This window comes from Massilia terrae (assembly GCF_024753145.1).
Lineage (GTDB): Bacteria > Pseudomonadota > Gammaproteobacteria > Burkholderiales > Burkholderiaceae_D > Telluria > Telluria terrae.
On the sequence record NZ_JANUGU010000014.1, the window covers coordinates 1 to 14,445 of the forward strand.

A 14,445-nucleotide genomic window follows, 5' to 3' on the forward strand; every position below is an offset into this window, starting at 1 on the left:
GGGCCGCGGCCCGGTTTTTTCATGCGCTTCGTATTTACTGCACCGAGACCAGCTCGATGTCGAACACGAGGCCGGAGCCGCCCGGGATGCCGCTGGTGCCGGACGCGCCATAGCCCAGGCTGGACGGGATCAGCACGGTGCGCTTGCCGCCGACCTTCATGCCGGTCACGCCCTGGTCGAAGCCGGGGATCACCGAACCGCTGCCCAGCGTGAAGGTGAACTGGCCGCTGTCGAACTGGTTGCCCTTGTTGCCGGTCGCGGTGGTGCTGTACAGCCAGCCGGTGTACTTGACCGTCGCGCTCTTGCCGGCGATCGCGGTGGTGCCGGTGCCGACCACGGTGTCGGTGTAGGTCAGGGTAGCCGGGCTGGCGACCGAGCTCGAGCCGCTGTTGGACGAGGAGCTGCCGCCGCCGCCGCAGGCGGTCAGGCTCAGCATGGCGACGAAAGCGGCGATCAGGGGTAACTTCAGTTTCATGAAACGGTCCTTGCGGGTAAAGGTGGCGGAATCAGGTGGAAGTCACGCACCTTACCGTAAGGAAACCGCAGGAGGTGTAGGCACTTTGTAAGTATTTGTATCAAATCTCGACTTGCGTCCCGAGCTCGATAACGCGGTTCGGCGGGATCTGGTAGTAGTCGGCGGCCGCGCGCGCATTGCGCGACATCGCGATGTACAGGTGCTCGCGCCAGCGCGCCATGCCGCGTCCCGGGACCGAGATCACGGTCTGGCGCGCGATGAAGAAGGAGGTCTCCATCATGTTGAAATCGAGTCTGTGCACCTCGGCCAGGTCGAGGATGGCCGGGATGTTCGGCTCGTCCTTGAAGCCGTAGCAGACGTTCAGCTGGAAGCAGTTGTGGCCGAGCGCGATGACGGTGGCACGCTCCTCCTTGGGCACGTAGGGCTCTTCGCGGATGTGCACGGTCAGGAACACGACGCGCTCGTGCAGCACCTTGTTGTGCGAGAGGTTGTGCAGCAGCGCGTGCGGCACGCCGTCGCTCTCGCTGCGCAGGAACACGGCGGTGCCGGGCACCCGCACCGGCGGCGCCACGAACAGCGACTGCAGGAAGTCGTCCAGCGGGATCGCGTGGGTCTGGAGATTCTCGAACACCAGCTCGCGGCCACGCTTCCAGGTCAGCATCACGGTGAACATGACGCTGCCGAGGATGAGCGGGAACCAGCCGCCATGGAACAGCTTGAGCGTGCTGGCCGAGAACAGGGCCACGTCCATCAGGATGAAGAAGGTGGTCGAGCCGAGCGCCAGCAGCAGCGGCAGCTGCCAGCGGTAGTGCACCACGTAGAAGGTCAGGATGGTGGTGGCGAGCATGGTCGCGGTCACCGCGATGCCGTAGGCCCCGGCCAGCTTCTCGGACGAGCCGAAACCGACCACCGCCAGCAGCACCACCACCAGCTGCAGCCAGTTCACGGCCGGCATGTAGATCTGGCCGATCTCGCGTTCGGAGGTGTGCATGACGCGCATGCGCGGCAGCAGGCCGAGCGCGATCGCCTGCTTGGTCATCGAGTAGGTACCGGAGATGGTGGCCTGCGACGCGATCACGGACGCGATGGTCGCCAGCACCACCAGCGGCAGCACGCTCCAGGCGCCGAGCTGGCGGAAGAAGGGGTTCTCGATGGTCGACGGATCGGACATCAGCAGCGCGCCCTGGCCCATGTAGTTGATCGCCAGTGAAGGAAACACGATCAGGAACCAGGCCACGCGGATCGGCTTCTTGCCGAAGTGGCCCATGTCGGCGTACAGCGCTTCGGCGCCGGTCAGCGACAGCACCACCGCGCCCAGCGCCACGAAGGCGATGAAGCGGTTGCGCAGCATGAAGTCGAAGGCGTGCAGCGGATTGAGCGCGGACAGGATCACCGGCGCCTTGACGATGTTGATCAGGCCCATGATGGCGAGCGCAATGAACCACAGGACCATGATCGGGCCGAACCAGCGGCCGATGCCGGCCGTGCCGTGCCGCTGCACCGAATACAAGGAAACCAGCACCACGATCGTCAAGGGCACCACGTAGGGAGTCAGCGTAGGCGTGGCGACCTCCAGGCCTTCGACCGCGCCCAGCACGGAGATGGCCGGGGTGATCACGCTGTCGCCATAGAACATGGTCGCGCCCAGCACGCCAAGCACCATCAGCGGGAATTGCCAGCTGGTCTTGCGCACCGAGGACAGGGCCAGCGCCATCAGCGCCATGATGCCGCCCTCGCCGCGGTTGTCCGCGCGCAGGATCAGGGTCACGTATTTGAGCGAGACCACCAGGGTCAGGCCCCAGAAGATCAGGGAGATGATGCCAAGCAGGTTGGCCTCGTTGAGGACCAGGCCGTGGACCGGGTCGAAGATGGTTTTCAGCGTGTACAGCGGGCTGGTACCGATGTCACCATAAACGATGCCGATCGCCGCGAGTGTCAGGGCACTGATGCCGCTTTTGTTGTGTTCGGATGCCAAATTTTCACCACGTTTTTATTTTGGTGCGGTGCACAATATGCCTGTCTCGGGCGAAATGCAAGCGTTGTAGCAATCGTGCAACTGTACTCCTCTACGGCTGCGTTTTCCACCAAGCCAGGAGCGCGCGCAGGGCCTCGGGCTGGGTCACGGGAGGCAGCCGTTCGGCCTGGTCGCGCGTATTGACGCCATGGCAGGAGGCGCACACGCGCATCTCGCCGGCCTGGAAGGTGATCCAGTTACGCTCGCGCACCACCGCTTCGCCCGCGCGGTCGGTGGATTGCCAGCTCAGCGCGCGGCGGGCCGGGACGAAGGCGGCGGTCGAGCCGTCCGGCGCGATCCGCACGCTGCCGGCCGGGCCGCCTGGATTGTCAGGGTTGCGGCCATCGTGAAGCGGCTGGGCGATGACGCGGCGGCCTTCACGCCCAGGATAGGCGCGCAGCTGCTCGCCCTCGAACAGCTGGAAATGCGCGATCTCGTAGACCTTGGCGTCGGGCGCACGCTTCGAGCGCGTCTGGACGCCGTCCGGCACGCGCAGGTTGAACGGTTGCTGCAAGTCTGCCCGATCGCGGCTGGTCTGGTCGCGCGTTACGATCAGGGCGAGGTCATGGCGCACCAGCCAGGCGCGCAGCTCTTCTTCGTTTACCTGCTCTTGCGCCAGCACCGCGCGTTCCGGTGCTTCGAGGCCGGCCTGTGCGCGCTGCGGCCGCGCGCGCGGGCGCAGCTCGGCCGCCTCCAGCTCCCACAGCTCGCCGGACCAGCGCTGGCGGCCTGCGCCGGTCCACCACGACACCGTCTTGCGGATGCCGCCGGTGAGCGGCGCGCCGGCGCGCCACAGGCCGGTCCGGGCATCGCGTTCGAGCCGCACCAGACGCAGGCCGGACAGCGTGCCGCCCTCCAGCGGCGCGCGCGCTTCGCGGGTGAAGCTGGCGATGAGCGCGCCGTCGGCCAGCGCCAGCGGATTGCGGAAGCGCCCTCCCGGCAGCGCGTCGCCGGGGTCGCCGGGCGTGAGCGGATCGACCGTCATCTGTTCGCCGTTCAGGCCCGGCCCGCCGCGCAGCAGCACCAGCTGGCCGGTGCCGAAGCAGCCGCGGTCGCGCGCGGCCACGCCGACGTAGCTGCCGGGGCGGCGCGGGTCCTCGCGCAGCTGCAACAGGCCACCCTCGCGGCGGATGCTGGTGCGGTTGGCGTGCAGGGTGTCGACGGTCTGGCCGGACAGCGCGGGATCGTCGCGGAAGCTCGGCGTCATGTAGCCGAAGGCCAGTTCGTGCTGGCCGACGTGGTTGAGGGTCTCCTCGCCGCTGCCGTCCTGGTTCATCGTCCACGCGGTGAAGAAGTTGGTGGTAAAGCCGTTCACCCTGCCGTACTTGCCCTGGCCCGGTGCGCGCGGTTCCGGGAACACCTCGGTGCGCGCCGGCAGCGGCGCCGCGCCGAGGGCTTCGCCCGCGTAGTTGAAGGAGCCGAAGGGCAGCGCGACGCCGTTGGCGCGGGCGTCGCGGTCGCGCTGGGCCAGCTGATCCTGCTGCAGGTGGTCCCAGCGGATGAAGACCACGCGCCCGTAGCTGTCGATGAAGGGGCTGAAGGCGCCGCTGGGCGCGTGGTCGAGGATGCGCAGCGCATGGCTCTTGCGGTCCAGGCTCCAGATGCCGGTGGTGGTGGGCATGGCTTCGTATTCGTCCAGCTGCGGGTAGAGATGCGGCTGGCCGCCGCGCGGGCGGTCCGAGGTGAACAGGATGCGGCCGTCGCTGGCGTACAGCGGCGAGACGTTGTTGGCTTCCGCAGGCTGCCCCGGCACGCGCACGATGCGGGCGCGCTCGCTTTTGGACAGGCCGGTCACCTCGTACAGCTGCCAGAACACCCGCGGCTGCTGGCCCGGCCCGGCGGGCGCGCCGACCAGCATCGAGAAGATGGCGCGCCTGCCATCCCAGTCGCTGGCCGGTTCGCGCACCGCGATCGCACGAGCGCCCTGCAGGCCGTCGTAACCGAAGCCGGCTTCGCGCGTCAGGTTGCGCAGGCTGCCGTCCGGATAGCGCAGCATCAGGTCACCGCCACGCGGCACCTGGACGACGCCGGTCAGGTGATTGGCGAAGGCGGACAGTCGCGCGGCGCTGTCGGTCGCCAATGGCACCTGGGTCGCGAACAGGATAGGGAAGCTGGCCGGCGCCGGCGCCGCCGCGTTCACGTTGAGCGTCAGCGCGGCTTGGGCGGCGTGGCCGGCGGCGTCGCGCGCGGTGAGCGTGTAGGCGGTGGTGATGTCTGGAGCGACGGCGATGCTGCCGCTGGCCGCGACCGTGCCGACACCGGGCGTTATCGTCACCGTGCTGGCGCCGCGCACCTCCCAGCGCAGGCGCGCCGGCTGGCCGGCGTCGACCGCCGGCGCATCGGCCGAAAAGCCGGCGATGGCGGGCGCCGCGGGGTCGCGGGCGCGGTCGCTGCATGCGGCCAGCATGGCCAGCGCGGCAAGGCATGGAACGGCAGGCTTCATGGGCGCACGGTTGTACAAATTCTTGCAAGTTTAGCTCAGCAATGGTTCATACTTGCCAACAATAAGAACAGCGGGAGACGTCATGCATCTGGTCGCGAAACGAGGACAAGGCAAACTGGCGCTGCTGGCCGCCGTGGCGGCAGGCGCGGTGCTGGTGGCATGCGGTGGGGGCGGAGGCGGCGGCTCGGCCTCGGTGCAGCCACCGGCGCCGCCGCCGCCCGTCGCCGTGAACGGGCCAGCCTGGCTGGGCTTCGGCGGCAGCTCGCAGCACGCCGCGACCTCGCAGATCGCCACCCAGGACCTGATCCGCATCCGCTGGCGCACGCCGGTCGACCTGGCGCCGCAATACAGCCCGCAGGGCTACCTGCTGGTGCACTACGGCTCGCCGGCGATCACGTCGAAGAACACGGTGCTTGTGCCGGTCAAGCGCAACGCGACGGGCGGCTACACGATCGAAGCCCACGCCGGCGCCGACGGCAGCCTGCTGTGGTCGATGGCGAGCGACTGGATCATGCCGCCGCACCGCTGGTCGCCCAGCTTCAATGTGACGCTGACCGCAACAAACCGTGTGTATGCGGCCGGCAGCGGCGGCCGCGTGCTATACCGCGACGACGCCGATTCGGCCAGCTCCACCAACAAAAGCATCGCGTTCTACGGCGACACCTCGTACAGCGCCAACAAGGCCACCTACGACGCGACGGTGTTCGTCAATACGCCGATCACCGCGGACAGCGCCGGCAATATCTACTTCGGCTTCACCGCGCTGGCCGGCGCGCCCGGCGGCCTGAAAGGCGGGATCGCGCGCATTTCGGCCGACGGCACCGCCAGTTTTGCCGCCGCCACCACGCTGACCCAGGACAGCAACATCAACAAGGCCGCGATGAACAGCGCGCCGGCCCTGTCCACCGACGAGAAGACGGTGTACGTCGCGGTCAACGGCGACAACGGCACCAAGGGCTACCTGCTGGCGCTGGACGCGGCGACCCTGGTGCTCAAGGCCAAGGTGCTGCTGCTCGATCCGCAGACCCAGGTGCCGGCTTCCGTCTCGGACGACGGCACCGCCTCGCCCACCATCGGGACGGATGGCGACGTGTTCTTCGGCGTGCTGGAATCGACCTACGCCCAGCACAATGCGCGCGGCTGGTTGCTGCACTTCGACGCCACGCTGGCGCAATCGAAGACGCCGGGTTCGTTCGGCTGGGACGACACGGCCTCGATCGTGCCGGCGTCGATGGTGCCGGGGTATGCGGGTTCGTCGAAGTACCTGATCATGACCAAGTACAACAACTACGGCCGCGCCGGCAGCGGCGATTCGCGTAACAAGGTAGCGGTGCTGGATCCGAACGGAACGCAGGCCGATACCATCACGCCTGCCGTGACGGTGATGAAGGAAGTGCAGACGGTGCTGGGCCTGACGCCGGATCCGAGTTTCCCGGGCGGCGTGGTCGAGTGGTGCATCAACACGGCGGCGGTCGATCCGTTCACCAAGTCGATCCTGGTGAACAGCGAGGACGGCTTCCTGTATCGGTGGGATATGGCGACGAACAAGCTGACCCAGAGCGTACAGCTGACCAGCGGGCTGGGGGAGTCGTACACGCCGACCGCGGTGGGGGCGGATGGGACGGTGTATGCGATCAATAATGCGGTGCTGTTCGCGGTGGGTAAATAGCAGGTACCGTCGCCCCCGGGCAGCGCGGTCCGATTTCAGGGATAATGTTGGGCTAGCAACCCCACACCTCCGTCCCCATGCATACCGGTATCCTCTCCGCGGCCCTGGCATTCCTGTGCTGGGGCCTGTTCCCCCTGTATTTCCACGCGATCGCCGACGTGCCGCCGATGCAGATCCTGGCGCACCGCATGGTGTGGTCGATGCTGTTCCTGGCGATCGTGCTGACCGTGCGCCGCCAGTGGGGATGGCTGAGCCTGGCGCGCAAGCCAAAGATCCTGCTGAGCTTCATCGCCTCCGCCTTCTTCCTGAGCGCCAACTGGGGCCTGTACATCTGGGCCGTGACCACTGGCCATGTGATCGAGTCCTCGCTCGGCTACTTCATCAACCCGCTGGTCAACATCATGTTCGGCTACCTGCTGCTGAAGGAACGCCTGCGTCCCGGACAGTGGGGCGCGATCGCGCTGGCGGCGGCCGGCGTGGCCTGGCTGACCTGGCAGTCCGGCAACCTGCCGTGGATCGCCCTGCTGCTGGCTACCACCTTCGGCATCTACGGCCTGCTGCGCAAGACCGCGGCGCTGGGCGCGCTGGAAGGGCTGTCCTTCGAAACCATGGTGCTGTTCCCGCTCGCGCTGGTCTACGTGGCATGGTTGACGGTGCACGGCCAGAACGCCTTCCTCAACACGCCCTCGGACACCACCCGCCTGCTGCTGGTCGCGGCCGGGCCGATCACGGCGATCCCGCTGCTGCTGTTCGCGTCCGGCGCGCGCCAGATACCGCTGTCGGTGCTGGGCCTGTTGCAATACCTGTCGCCGACGCTGCAGTTCCTGCTCGGCGTGTGGCTGTTCCACGAGCACTTTGACAGCGGCAAGCTGATCGGCTTCGTGCTGATCTGGACCGCGCTCGCGCTGTTCGCCGGCGAGGGCTTGCTGCGCCAAAGAATGATCAGAAAAACCGCTGGGTAAGCGCTTTCTGTCGTATCCTGTCGTCCTTATTTCTTACTGTGACAAAGCATGGCTAACTACGTCTACACCATGAACCGCGTGGGCAAGATCGTCCCACCGAAGCGCCAGATTCTCAAAGACATTTCGCTGTCCTTCTTCCCGGGCGCGAAGATCGGCGTGCTGGGCCTGAACGGCTCGGGCAAGTCGACGCTGCTGAAAATCATGGCCGGCATCGACACCGACATCCAGGGCGAAGCGCGCCCGATGCCGGGCCTGTCGATCGGCTACCTGCCGCAAGAGCCGCAGCTCGATCCGGAAAAAACCGTCCGCCAGGAAGTCGAATCCGGCCTGGGCGAAGCCTTCGAAGCGCAAGCCAAGCTGGAAGCCGTGTACGCCGCCTATGCCGAAGACGGCGCCGACTTCGACGCGCTCGCCAAAGAGCAGGAGCGCCTGGAAGCGATCATCGCCGCGGCTGACGGCGGCAACCTGAACCTGCAGCTGGAAATGGCCGCCGACGCGCTGCGCCTACCGCCGTGGGACGCCAGGATCGGCGTGCTGTCGGGCGGCGAGAAGCGCCGCGTGGCGCTGTGCAAGCTGCTGCTGTCCAAGCCGGACATGCTGCTGCTGGACGAGCCGACCAACCACCTGGACGCCGAATCGGTCGAGTGGCTGGAGCAATTCCTGCTGCGCTTTCCGGGCACCGTGGTCGGCATCACCCACGACCGCTACTTCCTCGACAACGCCGCCGAATGGATCCTGGAACTGGACCGCGGCCATGGCATCCCTTGGAAGGGCAATTACTCGTCGTGGCTGGAGCAGAAGGAAGACCGCCTGAAGCAGGAAGAAGCGCACGAGTCGGCACGCCAGAAGGCGCTGGCCAAAGAACTCGAGTGGGCGCGCCAAAATCCGAAGGCACGCCAGGCCAAGTCGAAGGCGCGCCTGGCCCGCTTCAACGAGCTGTCGGAATACGAATACCAGAAGCGTAACGAAACGCAGGAAATCTTCATTCCTGTGGCGGAGCGCCTCGGCAATGACGTCATCGAATTCAAGAACGTGTCGAAGGCTTTCGGCGACCGCCTGCTGATCGACAACCTGTCGTTCACCATTCCGGCGGGCGCGATCGTCGGCATCATCGGCCCCAACGGCGCCGGCAAGTCCACCCTGTTCAAGATGATCGCGGGGCTGGAACAGCCGGACAGCGGCGAAGTGCATGTCGGCCAGACCGCCAGAATCTCGCTGGTCGACCAGTCGCGCGATGCGCTGGCGGACAACAAGACCGTGTTCGAGGACGTGACCGGCGGCGCCGACGTGCTGCAGGTCGGCCGTTTCGAGATGCCGTCGCGCGCCTACCTGGGCCGCTTCAACTTCAAGGGCGCGGACCAGCAGAAGCAGGTCGGCAACCTGTCCGGCGGTGAACGCGGCCGCCTGCACCTGGCCAAGACCCTGCTCAAGGGCGGCAACGTGCTGCTGCTGGACGAACCGTCGAACGACCTGGACGTGGAGACCCTGCGCGCGCTGGAAGATGCGCTGCTCGAATTCGCCGGCAGCGTGATGGTGATCTCGCACGACCGCTGGTTCCTCGACCGCATCGCGACCCACATCCTCGCGTTCGAAGGCAACTCGCAGGTCACCTTCTTCAACGGTAACTACCAGGAATACGAAGCCGACAAGAAGGCCCGCCTGGGCGAGGAAGGCGCGAAGCCGAAGCGGATCCGCTACAAACCGCTGCACGGCTAAATCGCCACCACCGTCGTCCCGGCGCAGGCCGGGACGACGGTGGATACTGAAGAGTTTCAAAGACAGCCCGTAAACACGGGCTTTTTTGTGCGCGGAAATGGATCGGGCCCACGCACCGACCCTGTGTAAAATCAGTTCCGACGAGGCCGTTAAGGCCTCGCTTTCGCGCCAGCCATTACACCCCCGTGGTGGCGGTGCGACACGAGCCGATGACAGATTACCGCGACAACCGCGTCCCGGGCGGGACGTACTTCTTCACGGTACGGCTGCTGGACCGCAACAGCACTTTGCTGACCGATCAGATCGCCGCGTTTAGCGAAGCGATCCGACAAGCGCGTATCCGCAAGCCGTTTCATGCCGACGCCTGGGTGGTATTGCCGGATCACGCACACACGATCTGGACCCTGCCGCCCGGCGACCACGACTGCGCGGCGCGCTGGCGTGCCGTCAAGATCGCCTTCTCCAAATCGCTGCGCAAGGCGATGGTGACGGACGCGCCCGACGGTGCGGTCTGGGAACCGCACTACCTCGAGCACCGCATCGGCGACGATGCCGAATACACCGCGCTGGCCGACTACGTGCATGCGAACCCGGTGCGCCACGGACTGTGCGCCAACGCGGCCGACTGGCCGTGGTCCTCGCTGCATCGCTTCATCTCGGCCGGCTGGGGCGAAGCGGATCCGTCGCCGGTGCGGCCGCCGCTACCGCTGCTGCTGGAAAACGCACGCTAAAGAAAAAGGGCCCGCAGGCCCTTTTCCGTTTTTACCCAGGATGGCCGCGTGTCGCCACGCGGCTTGCTACGAGTTAGAAGTTGTAGCGCACGCCGGCGGTCCAGACGTCCGGCTTGGCGCCGAAGTCTTTCTTGTTGCCGTAGCGCTCGTACTCGGCGTTCAGCGAAACCTGCTTGCTCAGGTTGTACTGCACGCCCACGCCGCCGTACACGCCGGTGTCGCTCTTGCTGCCCGACAGGCCCGGGGTGCTGGTGCTGAGGTTGCTGTGCATGTTTTCCACGCCCAGCTTGCCGTAGAACGAGAATTGCTCGTTGATCGGGATATTGCCCTTGGCGGCCAGGTAGGTGGCATGGCCGTCCGAATGGCCGCTGCCGGTTGCGCCGGCCGCGGTGGTGTAGTTGAAGTTGGACTTGCGGAAGTCCGTGTAGCCCGCTTCCAGGCCCCAGGTGTTGTTGAATTCATAGCCGCCGTAGACCTTGGCCGAGGCTTTGTAGCCATCGTTGCCGGTCGTGTTGACGCCGTTGATCGAGTACTGGTGATCGGCGGTTGCGGCGCCGACACCGATGTAGCCACGCGGCGCGTTGCTGTCTTGGGCTTGGGCGGCGGTGGCGACTGCGGCGCCAGCGATGAGTGCGAATACGATTTTCTTCATCTTTCAGTTCCTTTACTCAACTAGTGCTATTTCGCAATTCAAAGGGAATCGCGACGAGGCCAAGATAGCACTGACAAATCTTCAACACCGTGCGGATTTGGTAAGAACTGTAATCAAATGTAAGATAACTGACTTATTGTTCAGTAGTAGATGAGAGAAAATGACTGTTGGATCGCAGCGAATTAAAAGATATACCGAAAAGTTAGATTGACGCGTGGACCAGTTGGGCGGCTGAGCTTGTTGATGCCGTGTAGCCACTCTTGCTGGAACTGTCCGGCCATCAGCAGCAGGCTGCCGTCGGCCAGGTCGAGCTTGATTGTCCGTTTGCTGGCCTTGTGCCGCAGGATGAAAGTGCGGGTGGCGCCGAAACTCACCGATGCGATTGCCGGCTCCGGACCGAGCTCCGGCTCGTCGTCGGCATGCATGCCCATGCTGTCACGCTCGTTGCGGTAATAGTTGAGGAGCACGCTGTTGAAGCGGCGCCCGGTGGCTTGCTCGACGGCAGCGCGGATCGTTTGCAGGAGCGGGCTGAACGGCAGCGGCTCCAGCCGCAGCCCGGAATAGGTATAGCCGGCATCGCCATGCCATGCCGTCAGGCGCGGCTGCAAGTGGCGCTTGCCGTAGACGACGACGGTCTCCGCGCGCCAGGCGGTCTCGTCGATCAGGCGGCGCAGGATCTCCTCGTTCGGCCAGGGCAAGGCGAGCTGGGGGAGGAAGGCCAGCTCGCCATCCTCGACCGGGATCGGCGTGAGAGTGGCGGAGGAAGCAAACAGGTCCACGGCTGAGTTTTGCGGCTATGATGGCGGGATTGCAAGAACAGGACATTTTCGCATGAACAAACGCCAATTCCTGGGAAGCGCCGCGCTGGCGGCAGTGGCCGCGCCCGCTTCGACCCTTGCCGCGCCGGCCGCGCGCGGCCCTGCCCTGCTGACCGTGAGCGGCGCCATCGAACGCGGCAACCGCGGCCCGTTCAATCCGGCGCTGGACCAGATGATGCACAAGCAGCAAGTGAGCTTCGAGCGCGCCTGGGCCTTCGACTTCGCGGAACTGGCGGCGCTGCCGGCGCGCACGATCCGGCCGACGCTGGAATATGACGGCAAGGCGCACGAGTTGCGCGGGCCGCTGCTGCTGGACGTGCTGGCCCGCGCTGGTGCGCGGGTGGGCGATGCTGGGAAATTCCTGCTGCGCGCGGTGGATGGCTACGCGGTGGAGCTGAGCGGCAAGCAGGCGCGCAGCCTTGGTTTCATTGTGGCGACGCATCTGGACGGGCAGCCGATGCCGCTGGGCGGGCTGGGACCGTTGTGGGCCGTCTACGATGCGGACCGGGTGCCGGAGATGGCGGCGAAGCCGCTGAACGCGCGCTTTGGCAATTGCCCGTGGGCGCTGTACCACGTGGCGGTGCAGGCCTGAACGGAACGCGTCTTTAAGAGATGCCGTCATTCCCGCGGACGCGGGAACGACGTTCTTGGCTTAACGGTAGGCCTCAGCCAAACTCATCACCCGCGGCGCCACCTTGATGCCGTGGCTGTTGAACAAAGCATCGATCGCCGCCAGGTTATCGGTGCACTCCTCGGTCTTCCAGCCATTGAACAGGTCGGTGCCGTTCTTGTGGTAATGGACGTCGAGCACCTTGCCCTTGTCCTTGTGGGTGTAGCCCTGCTGATAGCTCTTGTGGAAGCCCAGTTTCTCCAGCTCGCTGAAGATGGCGCTCGGCGGATTGTCCGGGTCGGTGGCAAGGAAAATGCCGAAAGTCTTGCCCGGCGGCTTCGCGGCGACGTCCACCTCGTACACGCCGGGAGCTTTGGTCACGCTGGTGCTCTTCAAAAACAACATGCTGGTCTTCCTCCGTCCTGGCGTCGGTAGCGGCCGTCAGCCTCGCCCGAGCTTGTCTGATATGGCTGACAAGCTTATTGCGATTCGGAGACTTTGTCGATGCTTGGAGGCATCTTTTTTGTTTCAGTGCGATACCAATCCGGCCACCGTGCCGACGATCAGGAAGCCGCTGGCGATCATGCCGGTGACGAAGCCGGCTTCGCGCCGGCGCGGCTCCTTGTAGTAGCCGAGCGCGTACAGGATACGGCCCACGCACCACAGCAGGCCGCCGGCCGCGGCCCAGCGATCGCCCAAGAAAAACGCGCACAGCCACATCGGCACCAGCACGAGCGGCAACTGCTCCAGCGTATTCATCTGCACCCGGTGCGCGCTCAGGAAGGCATCCGGGCCGTCCATCGAGGGCGCCGGCACCTTGTATTTGACGCGCGCAAGGCCCGCGTTGCCGCAAGTCCAGAAGTAGACCGCGAGCGCGGCCAGGGTGATCCAGGCTGTCAGGACCATTCAATGCTCTCCCATGAGTTAGAAAAACTTATGCATGGCCGGCGCGCTTGCGGCGAGCGAGCTCGACCGTGGCCTCGGCCAGCGCCGCGTACAGCTCGCCGGTCGGCGCATCCCAGCCGCTGACGGCGGCTTGCTGGCGCGCGACGGTGGCCATGTCGCCGCGCGCGACCGGGCCGCTCAGCGCAGCCTCCGGACCGAGGCGCAGCACGTTGGACAGGGTTTCGGTGGCCAGCGGCGCGGCCAGCCGGCGCGCCACCTCGGGCGCGATGCCGGCGGCCTGGTAGGCGCGCAGCGCGGCATCGAGCACGGTCACAAGATAGTTGGAGGCGAACACCGACGCCGCGTGGTAGACCGTCTTGGCGGCGGCATCGATCGGGACCAGGCGCGCGCCGATGGCTTCGAAGGCCGGGCCGAGCAGCGCCAGTGCCGCCGGCGCGCCCTCGATGCCGCAAAAGGTGCCGTCGAAGGCCGCGGCGACCGCCTGCGGATCGGCGAAGCTGCGGATCGGGTGCACGCTGGCGGTGGCGGCGCCTGCCTGCGCTGCCGCATCGAGTTCGGCCGACGATTTGGCGCCGCTGCAGTGGAACACCACCGCATTCGCCAGCAGCCCGGCCTGTGCCAGCGCCACGCACACCGGCGCGATCTGGTCGTCGCCCACGGCGAGCATCCATACCGGCGCGGGGCGCATGGCGCCGATGCCGTCCACCGCGTGGCCGGCGCCGATGAAACCGGCCGCCTGCTGCGCGCTGTCCCGCGAGCGGGTCAGCACATCCTGCACCTCGAACACGCCGCGCTGCGCGAACAGGCGGCCGAGCACACGCCCGACGTGGCCGGCGCCGACGATGTTCAGCGCGGGCGCCACGTCAGAATCCGCTGCCGGGCTGGCGCAGGTACTCGGCTTCTTCCGGCGTCGAGGCGCGGCCGAGGATGGGGTTCCGGTGCGGGAAGCGGCCGAAGCGCGCGATCACGCCGCGATGGCGGTGGGCGTAATCGAGCATGTCGGCGAAGCCCTCATGCTGCTGTGCGAGCTCGGTGAACAGCTCGACCGCCTGCTCCTGCGCGCGCGGTTCCTCGGCGTGCTCGAACGGCATGAACACGAACGCGCGCTGGAAGGGCGGCAGTTCGCGGTACGCGCCCGAGTCCACCAGCGTGCGCGCGGCAACCAGCGCCAGCGTATCGCCCTCGAACGCGCCCGGTGCGCCGCGGCGCGCATTGCGGGTGAACTGGTCCAGCACGAGGATCCGCGCCAGCATGCCCTGCGGGCCCTCCTCGTCCCATTCGCGCAGGCCGCCGGCCACGGCATGGGCGATCAGGTCGCCGAAGCGCGCGCGGATATCGTTGTCGAATGCCTCGTCCTTGCGGAACCATTGGGCGCGCGCCTTGCCGTATTCCGCGCTGCCGGGCGGGCCGAACCAGAAATCGAGTACGTCCTGAGCCTTCATCAGTTTT

14 protein-coding genes are annotated in these 14,445 nt (G+C 66.4%); 5 read left to right on the plus strand and 9 right to left on the minus strand.

Annotated features, from left to right (window positions below):
* Window positions 1–34: 34 nt before the first annotated feature.
* The 3 genes from NX778_RS23915 to NX778_RS23925 form a co-directional block, all read right to left on the minus strand.
* A complete protein-coding gene (locus NX778_RS23915) occupies window positions 35–475 on the minus strand; it encodes an FKBP-type peptidyl-prolyl cis-trans isomerase (RefSeq protein ID WP_258814322.1) in 441 nt (146 codons plus the stop codon).
* Window positions 476–575: 100 nt separating this feature from the next.
* Window positions 576–2,450 carry a potassium transporter Kup gene (locus NX778_RS23920; RefSeq protein ID WP_258814323.1) on the minus strand — a complete coding sequence of 625 codons (1,875 nt, stop codon included), beginning with the start codon at window positions 2,448–2,450 and terminating at the stop codon, window positions 576–578.
* Between the two features lie 91 nt (window positions 2,451–2,541).
* Window positions 2,542–4,932 carry an HzsA-related protein gene (locus NX778_RS23925; protein WP_258814324.1) on the minus strand — a complete coding sequence of 797 codons (2,391 nt, stop codon included), beginning with the start codon at window positions 4,930–4,932 and terminating at the stop codon, window positions 2,542–2,544.
* Between the two features lie 82 nt (window positions 4,933–5,014).
* Between NX778_RS23925 and NX778_RS23930 the strand changes: the two genes are divergently transcribed.
* The 4 genes from NX778_RS23930 to NX778_RS23945 all read left to right on the plus strand — a co-directional run bounded on the left by NX778_RS23930 (window position 5,015) and on the right by NX778_RS23945 (window position 10,010).
* Window positions 5,015–6,601: an SMP-30/gluconolactonase/LRE family protein gene (locus NX778_RS23930; protein WP_258814325.1), complete on the plus strand. Its 1,587-nt coding sequence runs from the start codon at window positions 5,015–5,017 to the stop codon at window positions 6,599–6,601.
* Between the two features lie 77 nt (window positions 6,602–6,678).
* Complete coding sequence (gene rarD, locus NX778_RS23935) at window positions 6,679–7,563, plus strand: EamA family transporter RarD (RefSeq protein ID WP_258814326.1); 885 nt, start codon at window positions 6,679–6,681, stop codon at window positions 7,561–7,563.
* A gap of 48 nt (window positions 7,564–7,611) precedes the next feature.
* Complete coding sequence (ettA, locus tag NX778_RS23940; RefSeq protein ID WP_258814327.1) at window positions 7,612–9,279, plus strand: energy-dependent translational throttle protein EttA; 1,668 nt, start codon at window positions 7,612–7,614, stop codon at window positions 9,277–9,279.
* A gap of 209 nt (window positions 9,280–9,488) precedes the next feature.
* Complete coding sequence (locus NX778_RS23945) at window positions 9,489–10,010, plus strand: REP-associated tyrosine transposase (RefSeq protein ID WP_258814328.1); 522 nt, start codon at window positions 9,489–9,491, stop codon at window positions 10,008–10,010.
* A 73-nt stretch (window positions 10,011–10,083) separates the two neighbouring features.
* Here NX778_RS23945 and NX778_RS23950 read toward each other — a convergent pair whose 3' ends face one another.
* Together NX778_RS23950 and NX778_RS23955 are read right to left on the minus strand one after the other, a co-directional pair.
* Complete coding sequence (locus tag NX778_RS23950) at window positions 10,084–10,662, minus strand: outer membrane beta-barrel protein (RefSeq protein ID WP_258814329.1); 579 nt, start codon at window positions 10,660–10,662, stop codon at window positions 10,084–10,086.
* Between the two features lie 182 nt (window positions 10,663–10,844).
* Window positions 10,845–11,441, minus strand: coding sequence for an alpha-ketoglutarate-dependent dioxygenase AlkB family protein (locus NX778_RS23955; RefSeq protein WP_258814330.1), 597 nt, complete (start codon window positions 11,439–11,441; stop codon window positions 10,845–10,847).
* Window positions 11,442–11,493: 52 nt separating this feature from the next.
* On the opposite strand from NX778_RS23955, the gene NX778_RS23960 reads away from it, so the two are divergent.
* Window positions 11,494–12,072, plus strand: coding sequence for a putative pterin-binding protein (locus NX778_RS23960; RefSeq protein ID WP_258814331.1), 579 nt, complete (start codon window positions 11,494–11,496; stop codon window positions 12,070–12,072).
* Window positions 12,073–12,132: 60 nt separating this feature from the next.
* Here NX778_RS23960 and NX778_RS23965 read toward each other — a convergent pair whose 3' ends face one another.
* The 4 genes from NX778_RS23965 to NX778_RS23980 all read right to left on the minus strand — a co-directional run bounded on the left by NX778_RS23965 (window position 12,133) and on the right by NX778_RS23980 (window position 14,438).
* Window positions 12,133–12,495 carry a hypothetical protein gene (locus NX778_RS23965; protein ID WP_258814332.1) on the minus strand — a complete coding sequence of 121 codons (363 nt, stop codon included), beginning with the start codon at window positions 12,493–12,495 and terminating at the stop codon, window positions 12,133–12,135.
* A gap of 123 nt (window positions 12,496–12,618) precedes the next feature.
* Window positions 12,619–12,996 (minus strand): MAPEG family protein, encoded by a 378-nt coding sequence (locus tag NX778_RS23970; RefSeq protein WP_258814333.1) that lies wholly within the window; start codon window positions 12,994–12,996, stop codon window positions 12,619–12,621.
* Between the two features lie 28 nt (window positions 12,997–13,024).
* Window positions 13,025–13,858 (minus strand): Rossmann-like and DUF2520 domain-containing protein, encoded by an 834-nt coding sequence (locus NX778_RS23975; protein WP_258814334.1) that lies wholly within the window; start codon window positions 13,856–13,858, stop codon window positions 13,025–13,027.
* 1 nt (window position 13,859) lies between these two features.
* Window positions 13,860–14,438: a DUF924 family protein gene (locus NX778_RS23980; protein WP_258814335.1), complete on the minus strand. Its 579-nt coding sequence runs from the start codon at window positions 14,436–14,438 to the stop codon at window positions 13,860–13,862.
* Window positions 14,439–14,445: the final 7 nt, after the last annotated feature.